This window comes from Pedobacter sp. BAL39 (assembly GCF_000170795.1).
Lineage (GTDB): Bacteria > Bacteroidota > Bacteroidia > Sphingobacteriales > Sphingobacteriaceae > Pedobacter.
In genome coordinates this window covers 198,026-213,398 of sequence record NZ_ABCM01000009.1, presented here as the reverse complement: position 1 = coordinate 213,398, position 15,373 = coordinate 198,026, and the positions used below count along the sequence as shown (strand labels likewise).

Genomic DNA, 15,373 nt, shown 5'->3' with positions numbered 1-15,373 from the left:
TAGTCCATCTCCCAGCTGGATATCAGAAAATATCAGGTCGGGTGGCTGATGTGACTCCAGCCATTTGATTGCACCCGACACAGAAGTGAGATTGCCTCGACAATAATCCCTTCATCAAGTTTTCGAGAATAGACTTTAACTCCTGCGCTGTGGGTAATTCGTCTTCAATGATGATGATCTTCATGTTTTGTTAAAGGTAAGCTTACTACAAAATGGTCTGCTGATACGGTAACGGTGATCTCTTTATTCAATAATAACTGGAATCGCTCCCGGATATTCTGCAAGCCGAGACCGGTACCTTCCGTATTGGTGTTTTTTGGTCTGAGTGTGTTGGTAACGATCAGTTGATCACTGTTGTCAATATGGATCTTGATGTCCAGCGGTTGCTCAGGTGAAAACGCATTGTGTTTTATTGCATTCTCTATCAGTAGTTGTACTGATAAAGGGGGTAATAATGCATTCATGTAATGTTCGGGTATATCAATGCTAACCGAGACGGCAAAGCCGAAACGTTTTTCCTGTATAAAGGTGTAAGCCCTCACAAACTCCAGTTCATCAGACATTGTCACCACTTGCCGCTCAGCACCAGCAAGCAAATAGCGGTAAATGAGGGAGAGCTGAAAGATAAATTCCTTGGTCACTTCGTCTTGTGACAGACTTTTAAGTGTACTCAGTGAGTTGAAAAGGAAATGGGGGCTGAGCTGTTGCTGTAGGCCAATCACCTGAGCCCGTAAGCCAACCTGCTTCAGTTGTTCTATCTCATTATGGGTGCGTTGCAGCATATCGCTGGTGAAGAGCGCGTGGAAGACGGCATAACAAAGTATGCTCATTAAAAAACAGGCCAATAAACGGATCAGGAAGCCTGGAGGTACTGCCGGATCGCCAATGACGAACTGTTTTGGGGTTATCAAATCCAGAAGGTAATCAATCAACAGCATGGTCAGCAATCCGGCAACCAGACTAACTGCCATTCTGGTGTAACGTGGCCACCCGACAGGTGGATGCATTTTCATTTTTGCATGCACGAACCAGCATGCAGACAACGAAACCGCAGAACTGATCATCATTGTCAGCACCTGCTGCAAACTTGGCTGATGTGGAGTGTTCAGTTGCGTCACCAGGATAGTGATATTCAATATCGCGACTAGAAGCAGGAGTGCTTTTAAATGATATTGCTTTTTCATGAATGTCAAAGTTAACAAACATATTCTGTAATTGATAGTTATGACGAGTCGGTTCACCAGCATGATTGCTCGCCTTAACCCTATAATTGGCTAGTTCATCTTTGATCCCGAAAATCCACTATCCTTATATAACACTACGGCATTATTGTCAGTGCAGGCTTAGCGTCGACGGCCGAACTGGACTGAGATCGAATGGAGCGTTAAGCAGCATGGAAATAGCTTATGAATTTAGTTTCTGACCAGAGATAACGATATATGGTCGGCTTGTTTGTCGTCCATGGTGGTCTGTTACAGTTGCAGTAATTTCATTGGTGATGATGTTTACAAAACCTGATTTTCTCAAAAATGATGTGACTTCGTCAATTTTGTAAAAGCTGAAGTCAGACTGCGTCCATGGGAGGTGGCTTCCAGCGCTTTTCTCCACAAAAGCAAGGTTCATTTTTCCTCCTGGTTTTAATACGCGGTAGATTTCTGCAAAATAGGGAAGGGGATCAGACCAGAAATAAATTTGGTCGACCATAAAACAACCATCAAAAAAGGCATCCTGAAAATTGAGCTTTTCAGCTGCCGGTTCATTTAATTGTCGCCTTCTGTCAGTTCTATGATTTGTAAAGATGCTTGTCGCCGCTGTTGTCGCACCGTAAGCTCCGAAATAGACCGTGTTTTCAGTGTTTTGTAACTTATAAGGTAGTCGCTCAGCAGCTAAATGCCCTATTTCGAGTAAACGTGTGTGGCCTTTAAGCGCCAATTCATCCAGTAATTTAAGAATAATGTTGTCTTTAAGTGGGAGAGGTTCGGACAGTTTTTCTTGTGTTGATCTATTCAATATTGCTCGTTTATCCATAACATCGGTATTAGTTGGTTTCGGTCACCCGTAATCCCGGCAAAATTGAATATTAACCATTCCGCATCTTTACATAAAAAGGATTTTCATTTACACAAAATAGAATTGATGACATCCATATTGTATTCATTCGGTTTTTTTTAATGATAATTGCGATTATGGGAATCAATGTTGGCAAGGATTACGGCGCATGGAAAAATGTTGGAGGTGGGTTTGATGACGTTCCTGTCAAGAGCGCATTGGTGACTGAACGAAAGGAGAAATATAACTTTTCTTTTAGTGACGCCGAGCTGGTACAGATCAATATTCCCGGTATATACATCGTTTATGGCGATATCCTCTTCAAGCAGGAACAGATTTATTTCCGGCCAACTGATGATGTGCCAGATATGATTAAGCTTCGCTTTACCTTGTCGGGTGGCGGAACCATATTCAACCAGGTGAACAGGCAGCAATATGTTTTTGGTTCCAATCAGCAGAATATCATCTACATGCCCCAGCTGGATGGTACCGGCGAGTACGATACCAAACACAGTTACCGTTTTTTTGAAGTCCATTTTTCCAAAGATAAATTCCTGCAGCTGTCGGAAAACTCGACAAGGGCGTTGCAGATTCTGGCCGACTATGCCGATCGTGGGCGCTATGCACAGCTGTCAGAACAAAACCTTCCCATTTCCTGGGCCATGCAGAACTGCATCAATGATATCCTTCATTGTAATTACGCTGAAGGATTAAAGCGCATGCTGATCGAATCGAAATGTGTGGAGCTACTTGTGCTTCAGGCAGAGGCATTTGAGCAGGCGATCACTAAAAAACAGCCTGAGACTTTAAATTCGACATACGACCGCGATTGCCTTTATTATGCCCGGGACTATCTGATTGAACATATTCATGAGCCACCATCTGTCGCTGAACTGGCGAAATTATGCGGACTCAACGAATTTAAACTCAAACAGGGATTCAAAGGACTCTTTGATAACAGCATCTTCGGCTATTTGAGCGACTACAGGTTAAATTACGCCAGGGAGCTGCTGCTGGAAGGCACCTCTATAAAATCGGTAGCCTTCATGTTGGGTTATTCTTCTGTACCGCATTTCAGCAATGCTTTCAGGAAGAAATTTGCAGTTACCCCTGGCAAGTTGAAACGCTGATCTGAATTTTGTCTTTGAGCGTGAGGGATTTTTACCGGCATGTTCACAGCCCCGGAGAACGGAATTATGTTCACAGCCCCGGAGAATCAAATCATTTAAATCGCATTGGTGGTTCGGTGACGGTCATTGATGGTTCGGTGACGGTACCAGCTTGCGATCATCACCGAACCAAATTATTATAAGCTCAGTTATGGCTTTTTCAATATGTTGATCATGCCTATAACTTGTTCGCTGCTATTTACGACGCGCTATACCACGAATGTGGCAAACTCCTCAATGGGAAGCCTTACTTTTTTTACTGCTGCATAAGCATCGTTTACCGCATCACGGTATCCGAGGGCTAATGTCACGACAGATTTAAGTCCTTTCTCTTTGAGTCCAAGCAAGGAGTCAAACTTTTCGCTGTCAAAACCTTCCATCGGTGTCGAATCTATTTTCAGTTCCGCTGCAGCAACTAAAGCTGTTCCCAGGGCGATGTATGCTTGTCTCGCGGACCAGTTGAAATTTTCTTCGTCAGCTCGCGAAAGCAGACCACCTACCAAAGCAGCTTTATAGTCCGCCAACGCTTCTTCCGGAAGATTTCTTTCCCTGGCAAGATGCGCAATGAAAGCGTCTATGTGTTCCTGAGTTAGTTTATCAAATGCAGCAAAGACCAAAAGGTGTGAAGATTCAGCGATCTGTGCATTAAATGATCCCTCTCCAAGTTTTTGTCTAAGCGACGTGTTTTCTACCACAAAAACACGGTATGGCTGAATACCAGTTGATGAAGCCGAAAGATTTGTAGCTTCAAGTATTTCATTAAGATCTGCTGTTGATACCTTTTCTGTATTGAACTTTTTAACGGCATAACGCCATTTAAGATTTTCTATAGTTTTCATTTTCTTGTATTTATTCAGCAAAACTCATAATAATTGGTTTACTTTTGTCACTAAATACCAAAAAGTAATAGTGACAATCAGGTAACCATGTTTAAAGTAACCCCCACTCCAACACATCAGTGCAAAAAAGCCATTATGGGTGTACACGACGCCATGTACGTTCTCGGCGGAAAATGGAAAATCTATATTATAACCGGGCTGCTATTTAGCCCGATGCGCTATTCAGAGCTGCTCCGGAATATCACAGGCATATCCGGAAAAGCGCTGAGCAGAGAGCTGAAGGAAATGGAGACTAATCATTTGATCAAGCGAACGGTGAACGACACGGCGCCCATCTCCGTCACTTATGAATTAACTGAATATGGCCAATCAACAAGATCCATCATCGGCGTGCTTTCAGAATGGGGCGAGGAACACCGGGAGTTAATTGTCAAAGGAAGAGAATCATAATAATCCTTAATCTCTAGCTGCCAATAGCTGATAAATAATTCTCATATCCCCAACGAACGCTTAAAGGCGATTTGACATACCTATTTTTCAAAGGCTGCGGAATAATCATGCGCGGTTTCTTGTACATATCCTCATCCCCCGATATGATCTCCAAGTTCATCTGAATGCCAGAGGTTCAAAAATACCCCCTTATCAATAAGATCATACCCCATTGATACCCACGTTTACTATGATATTCGTATCCAGATCGACTGGTCTGATACCTTGCTAGTCGTAGCAACATTAACAATTTATACAATCGAACAATAACCGAATAAACCACCCAAACAAATGAAATTCAGGCGTCAGTTTTTTTTGATCATCTTTCTATTTATTACCTTCAATGGCTTTACCGTGCATGCTCAGCAAAGCTCAAGAGTCACTTCGGCGTCTGGGCAGGACTCAGCAACCATGAATAAATTTTTATCAGACCTGCTCGGCCGGATGACCTTAGAAGAAAAGATCGGTCAGTTGAACCTGCTTACCGGAGAGCAGGCAATTACGGGCTCTTCTGTAAATAAGGATGCGGAGGGTAAAATTCTCAAGGGACAGGTCGGCGGGTTTTTGAACATCATCACCGTAGCTAAAATCAGAAAGGCACAGGAAATTGCCGTGACCAAAACACGGTTAAAAATCCCCCTTATTTTCGGACTCGATGTCATCCACGGTTATAAAACCATTTTTCCAATTCCTTTGGCGCTATCTGCTACCTGGGATCCGAAATTGATCGAAAAAACTGCGCGTATTGCTGCACAGGAAGCTACGGCCGATGGGATCAACTGGACATTTTCTCCTATGGTAGACATTTCCAGGGATCCACGTTGGGGGCGTGTGGCTGAAGGAAGCGGCGAAGATCCTTATCTCGGTGCTGAGATCGCTAAAGCAATGGTCAAAGGATATCAGGGTGACGACTTGTCAAAAGAGAATACCTTGTTGGCATGTGTTAAACACTTTGCTTTATATGGAGCGTCGGAATCGGGTCGTGATTATAATACGGTAGATATGGGTAGATCAAGAATGTATAACGAATACTTCCTGCCTTACAAAGCGGCAATTGATGCTGGGGCGGCGTCTGTAATGGCGTCGTTCAATGAAGTGGACGGAATCCCCGCAACGGCAAATAAATGGCTGCTGACCGATGTGTTAAGAAAGGAATGGGGTTTTTCAGGAATGCTGGTGACCGACTATACCGGCATTAACGAGATGATCGATCATGGCCTGGGCGGGCTGCAGGAAGTTTCGGCTAAAGCCCTGAACGCAGGAATAGATATGGACATGGTAGGTGAGGGATTTATTACCACCTTGACGAATTCCTTAGAGGAGAAAAAGGTATCAGAGAAAGACATTGACAGAGCATGCCGGATGGTTCTTGAAGCCAAGTACAAGCTCGGTCTTTTTGAAGATCCCTATCGTTATTGTAATGAGCAGCGTGCTGAGAAAGAAATCTTCACTGCTGATCACCGGGCCTTCGCAAGAAAAGTAGCCGGTAAATCGGTAGTCCTTTTAAAAAATGAAAAACAGACGCTTCCACTCAAAAAATCCGGAACCATTGCGCTTATTGGTCCCCTGGCTGATAGCAAAGCAAACATGGTCGGTACCTGGAGTGTCTCCGCAAATTTAAACACTGCTGTATCCTTAAAAGAAGGCCTTGAGCAGGTGGGGGGGAGTAAAGTCAGGATCTTGCTGGCAAAGGGATCTAACCTCATGCAGGACAGTGCGCAACAGACACGTGGTACCATGTTCGGGCGTACCATACCGCGGGATGATCGGAATGAAAATGAAATGATCAAGGAAGCAGTTGCTGTAGCGATGAAGGCCGATGTAATTGTGGCTGCATTGGGCGAGGCCTCCGAGATGAGCGGAGAAAGCGCGAGCAGGACTGATATTAATGTTCCGCAGGTACAACAGAGACTACTTGAGGCACTATTAAAGACCGCAAAACCTTTGGTGCTGGTATTGTTTAATGGCAGGCCGCTGGATTTGTCCTGGGAAAATGAACATGTGCCATCAATATTGAATGCATGGTTCGGCGGTACGGAGTCAGGACTCGCAATCGCCGACGTCCTGTTCGGCGATGTCAACCCTGGCGGAAAAATTACGGCGAGTTTCCCCCGCAATGTAGGGCAGATTCCGGTGTACTATAATCACAAGAACACAGGAAGGCCTCAAAATGACAAACATGGTTTCACTAAATACAGATCAAACTATCTCGATGCTAGCAACGAACCTTTATTTCCGTTTGGATACGGGTTAAGTTATACCACATTCGGAATTACGGCGCCAATGGTGGATAAAAAAGTCTTGTCGCCCGGCGGAACAATCAAAGTGAAAGTTGATGTTAAAAATACCGGAACCAGATTGGGAGAGGAAGTGGTGCAACTGTACATTAGGGATATGGCCGGTTCTATAACCAGGCCGGTAAAGGAACTTAAGAAATTTACAAAAATAGCATTGATGCCAGGTGAAAGCAGGGAAATCAGTTTCACCATTACCGAAGAAGATATAAAATTTTATAACGCTGATCTGGCTTATGTGGCAGAACCAGGTGACTTCAAAATTTATGTTGGAAATAGTGCTGAGCAGGTCAAAGAAGTTGATTTTAGCTATCTGAAAAATTGATTTAAATTCATTTACAGCGCTATTCAAAAGCTTTTTTATCAAAGTGGTCCTTGCCTAGTCTCAAAAAAACAGAAAAGCAGGTCTCGTTTTCATTATCCTTATTTAAGATACTGTAGAAAGATATTTTACCATGATGCAGTTCAATAAGACTTTTTGAAAAGGCAAGTCCAATTCCTGACCCAGGCTTCTTGTTTCCTATTGCATCTATCTGGTAAAAATTGGTGAAAATTTTGGACTGGTCTTCGGCAGAAATCCCAATCCCGCTATCGATAACCTTAATTTCTGTAAACTCCGCAGTCAACGAAATTTGCATGGAAATTCTCTTTCCGCCTGGAGTAAACTTCAGGGCATTAGATAGCAGATTTGTGAGTACGATTTCAAGATGTTCGGGATCGAAATACAGGATGACAGATTCATGAGTGCTTGAAAAATTATAATCTATTTGCTGTACAGAAGCATTTTCAGTAAATTTTTCATAAATGCTTTTGCTGAATTTAATGATGTCACCCGCTGCGATTTTTAATTGCGTATGACCCGCATCGGCCTTCCTGAAGTCCATTAAGTCATTGGTCAGTTTTAACAATCGCTCCGCATTGTTTTGGATAGAGCTGACTAGCTTTTGATTGGAAGACTTTGGGGGGATGAGACTTTTTAACATCTCCACAGGTCCCATGATCATCGTAAGTGGTGTGCGGATTTCATGGGAGATATGAGTAAAAAAGTCCATTTTCATCTGGTGTACTTCGCGCTGTTTCGCACTGGTCATTTGCTCAAACCGGAGGTTCCGGAGTAAGATAGCCCTGGAGTTAAAAAAATAAAAAATTCCACCTGTGACCGTAAAAGTAAGCAGGATGTAGAAGGTATATGCCCACCATGTAAGCCAGAAAGGCGGAAGAATTACAATTTCCAATAGCTTTTGCTGTTTACCCCAGCCGCCGTCGTTGTTGCAGCTTTTGACAAGCAATGAATATTTTCCTGTGGGCAGGTTAGTGAAAGATGCGGTAGGCGAATGCGTGTAAACCCAGTTTTTATCGTAACCTTCAAGTTTATAAGCGGACATACTCTTTTCTGGTTTAATCAGATTCAGGATTGCATATTCAATCGAAACCAGGTTCTGGTCGTAGCTCAGGGTCAATCCTTTGGTGTCGGTTATACTTTTGGAAAGTATTCGTGACGGGTCCCGTGCTGTGACCTGCCTGCCGGCAAGGTATAATCCCGTCAGCTTAACTTCCGGCGCAGTATGGTTGGTTTCTATCTCTTGCGGTAAAAACTCAACCAGGCCATTATGGCTTCCAAAGAATAGATTTGCTTTACTGTCTTTATAAAAAGAGCTGTAATTGAATACATTAGCGGGTAAGCCATCATGTGTGTTATAAATGGAGAAACGTCCGCTGCTCACATCGAACTTCGATAAGCCGTTATTGGTGCTCAACCATAGGTTATTTTTATCATCCACCAGGATTCCAACAATCATATTTCCCGACAAACCATCTGTTAGGGTGAAGGTTTTAAACTTATTTTTAGCAGGGTCATATCGTGTAAGACCAGCATAGGTGCCTATCCAAATGACATTATTTTTGTCTTCCGTAACGCAATTGATGATATCGGAGTTGAGCTGATCTGGAAATTGCTTTCTTAAGAAATACTTTATTGACCTCCCGTTCGCATCCACTCTGTTCAGGCCCTGCTTGGTGCCGATCCAAATGTTATTTTTGGAATCCTGAAAGAAACAGGTGATGTAGCTATTGGATAGCTTCTGGCCGGGGTAGAGGGATTCAAGTGTCGTCATCTTCCTGGCTTCTGGATCATAGATGTTTATACCACGCGCCTGATGGCCTATCCAGATCATTTTATTCCTGTCTTCAAGCAAGCAGGTAACATCGTTTGATTTTATTGGGTTAATCTTGTCATCATACCTGAAGTGTTTGAAAACTTTATTTTCGAATAGATCTAACCCACCATTATACAAACCGATCCACATTCTGCCTCTTGTGTCTTTCAACAAGGCTTTAACGTTATTTGAACCCAATGAGGAAGGGACGCTTTCGCTATTTTTATAATGATGGAATGTTTTCCGTTTTCTGTCAAAGAGATTCAACCCTTCGTCTTCCGTGCCTACCCAAAGATTGTTGTCCGTTCCCTCTGCAACGGCACTGATGATGTTACTACTAATGCTATTTTTTTGATCACTGGTTTGGTACACTTTAAAGTTGGTCGTTAAAGCCTCGATGATGTTCACTCCACCAAAAAATGTAGCGATCCATACAGATCCTTGTTTGTCTACGTATAAATCGAAAATTCCATTGTTACTCAGCGACTGTCGATCCGCTGAGTTATGTTGGAAGGTTTTGAAATCGTCTCGTGTCGGATCATATAAGTTTAAGCCTTTTAATGTCCCCAGCCAGATTCTGCCCTTGCCGTCCATAGCTATTTTAGTGATATGGTTACTGGTCAATCCCGAATCTTTTCCTTGTACATGGGTATAGCGCTTCCAGTTGGCGAGTCCCTGATCTATTTTATATAGGCCGTGTCTGTTTGTGCCAATCCAAAGCTGTCCTTTTTGGTCTTCCGCAATGCAGGTGATCTCTTTCCCAATTAACTCGGCTGCCAGCGTTTCATATTTTTTTCCGCTGACCCGTTTGTCCGGCACAATAAATAAACCACTTGTAGTTCCCACCAGTATGTGCTTACGGCCATCTTCAAATATCGTTTGAATGTTTTTGCCTTGAAGGTTACTGTCAATGGGTAGAAATCGGTACTTCCCGTTTTGCTCAGATGCTATTTTATTCAACCCCGCCTCGGTTCCCACCCAAACGTATCCCTGATGGTCTTCCCAGATTGCTTTAATGTTGTTGTTCGTCAGGCTTCTGGGGCTTTCGCGGCCGGACTGGAAAAGGACCTGAAACGAATCCTGTGCAGTGTCGTAAATATATAAGCCGTTATTGGTTCCAATCCAGATGTTTTGTTTCTCATCGGCCATCAGTTTGTTAATCTGAATATTTTGCTCGATGATATTGTCCTTATAAAAAGATTTGAAAACCTTCATTTTGCGTCCGTCAAATCGATTCAGACCATCCATTGTCCCAATCCAAATAAATCCGCTCTTATCTTGTGTAAATGAAAGGACAGAGCTGGAAGAGAGGCCATGCTCAACGGTCAGGTGTTTGAAAAAAACAGGTCCCTGACAGTATGCTACTTGGGCAAATCCACAAATCTGAAAAGTCCATGCAATGAGGTACAGGCAGATAGCATATAACATTCTTACCTTTTTATTTTTGATAGGACTGTGCATTTATCTAAGATCCATTTTCAGAGGCTAACTATTTACTGTTCCTAACATATCCTTGAACCCGTCCAACGCTGCGTTTTTTAACAAACTGTTGATTTCGTCGGAGTAGGCCATTCCTACAGATGGGCAGCGTAGAATCTTATGTCGCTGGGCTAAGTGATCTAGTGGTCTTGTCAGGCATTCGTGTAAATCTAATTATTTCCCTTGAATGTTGCATATGGCACTTCCTGCTAAAACGTTAAGTAGAAGGGGTGGTTTCGTCTTTAATTGGGGGTGTTTTTGATTGCATGGAAAAATTGAAGTGGTTGGAAGCTGAGCCTGAAAAACGCAGTTCCAGATTTATTGTAATCAAAAAAACGAGCAGTAAACCCTAGTTTTTGCTCGTTTTTTTGACTTTAATTTGTTTGGATTTTTCAATGCTCCCGCTGTTTAAGGGACTTTTCTAAGCACTCGCGATCTTGCACAGGCAAGGTCTATTTAAAAATTTTACCCAAAGTTTGATCCAACTCTTCGCCTTTTAAATTACGGGCAATAACCTTTCCGGTAGGATCTAACAATATATTTTGAGGTATGAACCGGATATCAAATTTTTTGGCAATATCGTTATCCCAGTATTTAAGATCTGAGACCTGTGTCCAGTATAATTTATCCACCTGGATCGCTTTTAACCAGCTTTTTTTATTTTTATCCAGTGACACACCAAAGATCGTAAAGCCTCGATCTTTATAAGCGTTAAATGCCTTCACCAGGCTAGGGCTTTCCGCACGGCAAGGGCCACACCAACTCGCCCAAAAATCTATCAACACATATTTCCCTTTGAATGAAGATAAGCTAACTAAGTTGCCTGATGAATCGGGCTGTGAGAAATCGGGTAAATAGCCACCAGGCAAGGTCGCTTTAGAGATTGCAATTTTCTCAGCGAAATCTCTACCTGCTTTTGACTTACGTACTTGCAGACTGAGCTTGTTGAACAACGGTTCAATTTCTTCAGGATCCAAATAGTTACCCGCCACCTCGTTTAACGCGTGTAGGGATACTGGTGAAGCCGGCTGTTGCTCAACGAATTTTCTGTAGGTGTCATTTTTGAAATCCAATTCCAATTGATCCATTTTGCGACGTACCGTCGAAATGCCTGCAGTATCGTTAGTGGCCTGATACTTCCGGGCTTCCTCATTTAATTTGCGTAATTTCCCTGTATAGGTCATCAAAGCTTTGCGAATAGGCAGGAAATCAATATCTGATTTAGAACCAGAAACAACGACACTTTTCAGTGTATCTGGTGATGAAATGCTTAACGTGCCAGGCTCCAGATAAAAGCTCAATCTTGCGGACCTGAGGGCATCCGCAGATGATGAACTAAAAATCAGTCTCGCAAAAACAGGCCCTTCCACTTTTCCTGCTATCTTAAACTTGCCATTGATGACATTGGTGCTGTCGGTTCTAATTGTATTCTCGTATTCATAATACAAATACGCTGTACCTGAAGCACCTGGCGCAATTGAGCCGAAGAGTTTAAAATTATCTTTCTTTTTCTGTTGACCCAAAGTGGTTATCGTTACCAAGGTCAGGATGCTGATTATTACCAGATTCTTTTTCATGATCATTTTATCATTATTTTCCTTGCGTGAATTCATTGGGTGCATTGAGTAGTAGATCAATCATCATTTTGAGGTGTGTTTCGTTCTCCGCACCAATCATAAAATCGCTGAAAACAATGCGTCCATTCTTATCTATCAAAAAATTGGTCGGCGCCGCGCCGTAATTTTCTAAATTGCCTTTATCCCTTCCTTTTACCTCCGCCAATGGTGTAAAGCTAAAACCGCTGGAGTTGTGAAAAGGAATAACATATTGGTCTTGTTCGGCCACAATGTTGATACCCACATAGGCCAACTCGCCCTTTTGATATTGTTTAACCACATTTTCAAAAAAAGGCATCTCGGCCCGACAGGGTCCGCATCCCGGAAACCAATAGGTCAATAACAACACCTTTCCTTTATAATCGGACAGTGAGGCATTCCCTTCGCCAATATATTTTTTTAAGGTAAACGGTGTTGCAGGCTTGGCTTTGCTTAAAAGATTTTGATAGATGTCAGCTTTAACTGCATCCTGATTTTTACCAAGTTTAGCTCCATAGCCATCTAATGCCATTTGCAGTGCCGGCGACGGGTCTTTGACGAACACCTTCATCAGCTGGTCATAAGCAGAAGAATGGTTTCCGGTTTGATCAGTGGCTTCCGCTTTTAAAAATAAAAGACTTTCACGGCCGAACTGGGAATACTTAGACAGTTTTATTTTGTTTAAAACAGCCAGTCCTTCCAAAGGCTTACGCTGGTCCAATAATTTTTTTGCCTGAATAAAAAGGTCGGCCTGCGTTACAAGATCAGTCCAATTATCGCCTTCAGCGTCTTTTACATCTTTCATTTCGACAGCAAGCGCCCTCGCTTTTTCAGGGTCTGTTGACAACAGGACATCAAAATAAGAAGTCATGTAAGGCGCGCCTTTTTCCGCAGGAAAGTTTTCGTGCAGCAGCTGATAACTTTTAATCCGCTCTTCGGCTGTTGCCGAACTGCTGGCTAAATAACCCAGGGCACGAACTGCATATTCTGTGGTTGGAAAATCCTTTGCCACTTTGATGCTTAAATCACTAAATTTTCCCTGATCAAGGCCCATGAATGATAAGGCGTACCGATATTGATATTCCGGATTTGTAGGATCGGCAGCAATCGCCTTTTTCAGATATTCCCATCCTTCATCAAAGCGGCCCCAACGCAGGTCGTCCACCCACAAATAATACCATGCCCGGGCAAATTGCGGATTAATCTCCACCGCCTTCAAGAGGTAGGGCCTGGCTTTGGGGCTTTCTTTTTCAATATAGGCTTTTCCCAATGCATAGGGTACATTGGCATTTTCAGGAAATGCTTTCATCAATTCTTCGTATCGACTTGCTACCTCAGGACCATCAGGACCAATGGCTTCGATATAGGCAACATGGCTGCTCATGCTATCGGGCGAGGCCTCAACGGCCCTTTTCAATCGGTCAAGCGCATTTTTGTCCGTTGTTCTGGCGGCTAATTTGGTTGCCCGTTTTAGATATACAGGAAACAGGGGATTTGAAGGGAATTGCTTTACCCAATTTTGCATTTGCAATTTCAGCTGTTTTTCATGACCTGGATTGGCGTCCAGAAAAGCATCGTAGTAGTCCTGGATGTTATTAATGTCATCAGGATTTTTCAATACTTTATTTTTAAGCTGGGCTAAGGATGGCTTGGCAACGACACTTTTTGCGTCGGTTTTTTTAGATTGCGCAGTCGATTTTGCAAGCGGCGCGCTTACGAGCGCAGCTAAAATAGCTGCGCTGTATAAGGTTTTTATTACGTTCATTTCAGTTTGATCAGCGTAACTAATAGTTGTTTTGTTCAATTTGTCCCTGTCCCGCTGTGATCTCTACACCATTGATGGGTACCGCGTAACGAAGGCTTTTAACAGGAAGAGTATATGTTTGAATGGTATTCAAGTCTACTGAACCTATACCCATTTTATAAAAAGTGTGTGTAACGGTCACGTCGTCCCCTGGTGTTTCATTTACGCTAAAACGCCTGATGTCAGCCCAGCGAAAGCTAAAAGGCAATTCCCGCCTACGCTCCTGCAGGATTTGGATCAGTGCATCTGCCGGACTGTTTGCCGTTAGTGCAACATACGTTTTCATTCTCTTGGTACGCAAGGTGTTGGCTGTCTCCAAAGCAGTTGTTATTTCGCCTTTGCGGGCTAATGCTTCTGCTTTGTTTAATAGAACCTCTGCAATGGTTGGACCCGAAGGCAAGAATCCTCCATCATTGAAATAAGTATAACGGTAGGTCGTTGGCGTGATTACGTTGAACCTGCGCCCGCCGTCAGGGATCATCAATAAAAGGAAACGAAGATCGTTAGTCTGATCATACACCGAAAGCAGGTTCGTGCTTGGAATGTTCCATTGAGTGGTGGACCAGGTAAAACGGGTATAATAAAACTCATCCCATTTAAAAAATCTGGTAGGTGAATAGTCATTTAAGGCCGAGTAGGTTAACGTTGCCGCCGGATTGCTGTAGGTAGCCGGGTTGCCGGCTGGTATGGTCTTAAAATCCACCAGTTTTGCCGTTTGCGATAGCAATGCGCTGTTGGCATGTTGAACGGACTTGTCATAATCGCCGGTGAACAAATAATACCTGCTTAAAAATGCATCAAGAGCGGGTTTGCTGACACGCCACCTCATTGCAGCCTGAACATCATTGTAATTGACCAGCGACTGTGCCTGAGCGACGTCTGATAAGATGAAATCGTAAGTCTCTTTCAGGGATGCGCGTTTTAAAGATTCTGCATAGTCCGTCGTCCGTTTTATGGGCAGGCCCTTTTCGTTAAGGTTAGCCTGCGAATAAGGTAGGCAATAATAGTTCACCAACGTCCAGTAGCTGTAAGCCCTAACGAAGTAGGCATCGGCTTTCACCCGGTTGATCATCGCTACATCGCCCGATACATTGTCCGCATTCGCAAGCACAACATTGGCGTTGAATATTTTTCGGAACTCATTGTTCCAAAGCGGATCTGAAGCTTCTCCAATGATGTTGTCGATGTCCAGCGTATAATAATACAGGCTTGTGAGGCTAAACGCATTCGGGTAATTCTTATACAATTCGGGTTTGATCTCGGTATCGTCAGTAGAGTAAATTGCTGTCCCGTTAGTGCCCTCATAACCAAAGGGAACTCCGGAATCATACCCATCGGGATCAGTGCCAGTAACGTTGTCCAGCAAGGCCTGTAGCTGTTCCACCGTTTTGATGTCGGCCTGAATTTTATTGGGCTCATCCAGATATTTTTTGCATGATGCCAGGCAAGTCAGCCCGAGCACCAACAGAAGTATGTTTAATTTTTTCATTTTAGTAATC

General features: G+C 43.2%; 10 protein-coding genes. 3 read left to right on the top strand and 7 right to left on the bottom strand.

The window, feature by feature from the left end; translation table 11 throughout:
* Positions 1-164 precede the first annotated feature (164 nt).
* Together PBAL39_RS24715 and PBAL39_RS13615 are read right to left on the bottom strand one after the other, a co-directional pair.
* Complete coding sequence (locus PBAL39_RS24715; protein ID WP_008242382.1) at positions 165-1,184, bottom strand: sensor histidine kinase; 1,020 nt, start codon at positions 1,182-1,184, stop codon at positions 165-167.
* 220 nt (positions 1,185-1,404) lie between these two features.
* Positions 1,405-2,028 (bottom strand): class I SAM-dependent methyltransferase, encoded by a 624-nt coding sequence (locus PBAL39_RS13615; protein ID WP_008242381.1) that lies wholly within the window; start codon positions 2,026-2,028, stop codon positions 1,405-1,407.
* Positions 2,029-2,186: 158 nt separating this feature from the next.
* Here PBAL39_RS13615 and PBAL39_RS13610 point away from each other — a divergent pair, with 158 nt between their 5' ends.
* On the top strand, positions 2,187-3,179 hold the full coding sequence (locus PBAL39_RS13610; RefSeq protein ID WP_008242380.1) for an AraC family transcriptional regulator: 993 nt from the start codon (positions 2,187-2,189) through the stop codon (positions 3,177-3,179).
* Positions 3,180-3,427: 248 nt separating this feature from the next.
* Here PBAL39_RS13610 and PBAL39_RS13605 read toward each other — a convergent pair whose 3' ends face one another.
* The gene (locus tag PBAL39_RS13605; RefSeq protein ID WP_008242377.1) at positions 3,428-4,057 is read right to left on the bottom strand and encodes an NAD(P)H-dependent oxidoreductase; all 630 of its coding nucleotides are present in this window, start codon (positions 4,055-4,057) and stop codon (positions 3,428-3,430) included.
* Positions 4,058-4,192: 135 nt separating this feature from the next.
* Between PBAL39_RS13605 and PBAL39_RS13600 the strand changes: the two genes are divergently transcribed.
* On the top strand, positions 4,193-4,507 hold the full coding sequence (locus tag PBAL39_RS13600; protein ID WP_008242376.1) for a helix-turn-helix domain-containing protein: 315 nt from the start codon (positions 4,193-4,195) through the stop codon (positions 4,505-4,507).
* A 330-nt stretch (positions 4,508-4,837) separates the two neighbouring features.
* Entirely contained in the window at positions 4,838-7,165 is a 2,328-nt protein-coding gene (gene bglX / locus PBAL39_RS13595) for a beta-glucosidase BglX (RefSeq protein ID WP_008242374.1), read from the top strand.
* A gap of 19 nt (positions 7,166-7,184) precedes the next feature.
* Here bglX and PBAL39_RS13590 read toward each other — a convergent pair whose 3' ends face one another.
* The 4 genes from PBAL39_RS13590 to PBAL39_RS13575 form a co-directional block, all read right to left on the bottom strand.
* Positions 7,185-10,424 (bottom strand): two-component regulator propeller domain-containing protein, encoded by a 3,240-nt coding sequence (locus tag PBAL39_RS13590; protein ID WP_198139822.1) that lies wholly within the window; start codon positions 10,422-10,424, stop codon positions 7,185-7,187.
* Between the two features lie 503 nt (positions 10,425-10,927).
* Positions 10,928-12,052 (bottom strand): TlpA disulfide reductase family protein, encoded by a 1,125-nt coding sequence (locus PBAL39_RS13585; RefSeq protein ID WP_198139821.1) that lies wholly within the window; start codon positions 12,050-12,052, stop codon positions 10,928-10,930.
* Between the two features lie 13 nt (positions 12,053-12,065).
* Entirely contained in the window at positions 12,066-13,835 is a 1,770-nt protein-coding gene (locus PBAL39_RS24710; RefSeq protein ID WP_008242368.1) for a redoxin family protein, read from the bottom strand.
* Between the two features lie 19 nt (positions 13,836-13,854).
* Positions 13,855-15,363 carry a RagB/SusD family nutrient uptake outer membrane protein gene (locus PBAL39_RS13575; RefSeq protein WP_008242366.1) on the bottom strand — a complete coding sequence of 503 codons (1,509 nt, stop codon included), beginning with the start codon at positions 15,361-15,363 and terminating at the stop codon, positions 13,855-13,857.
* Between the last annotated feature and the right edge of the window lie 10 nt (positions 15,364-15,373).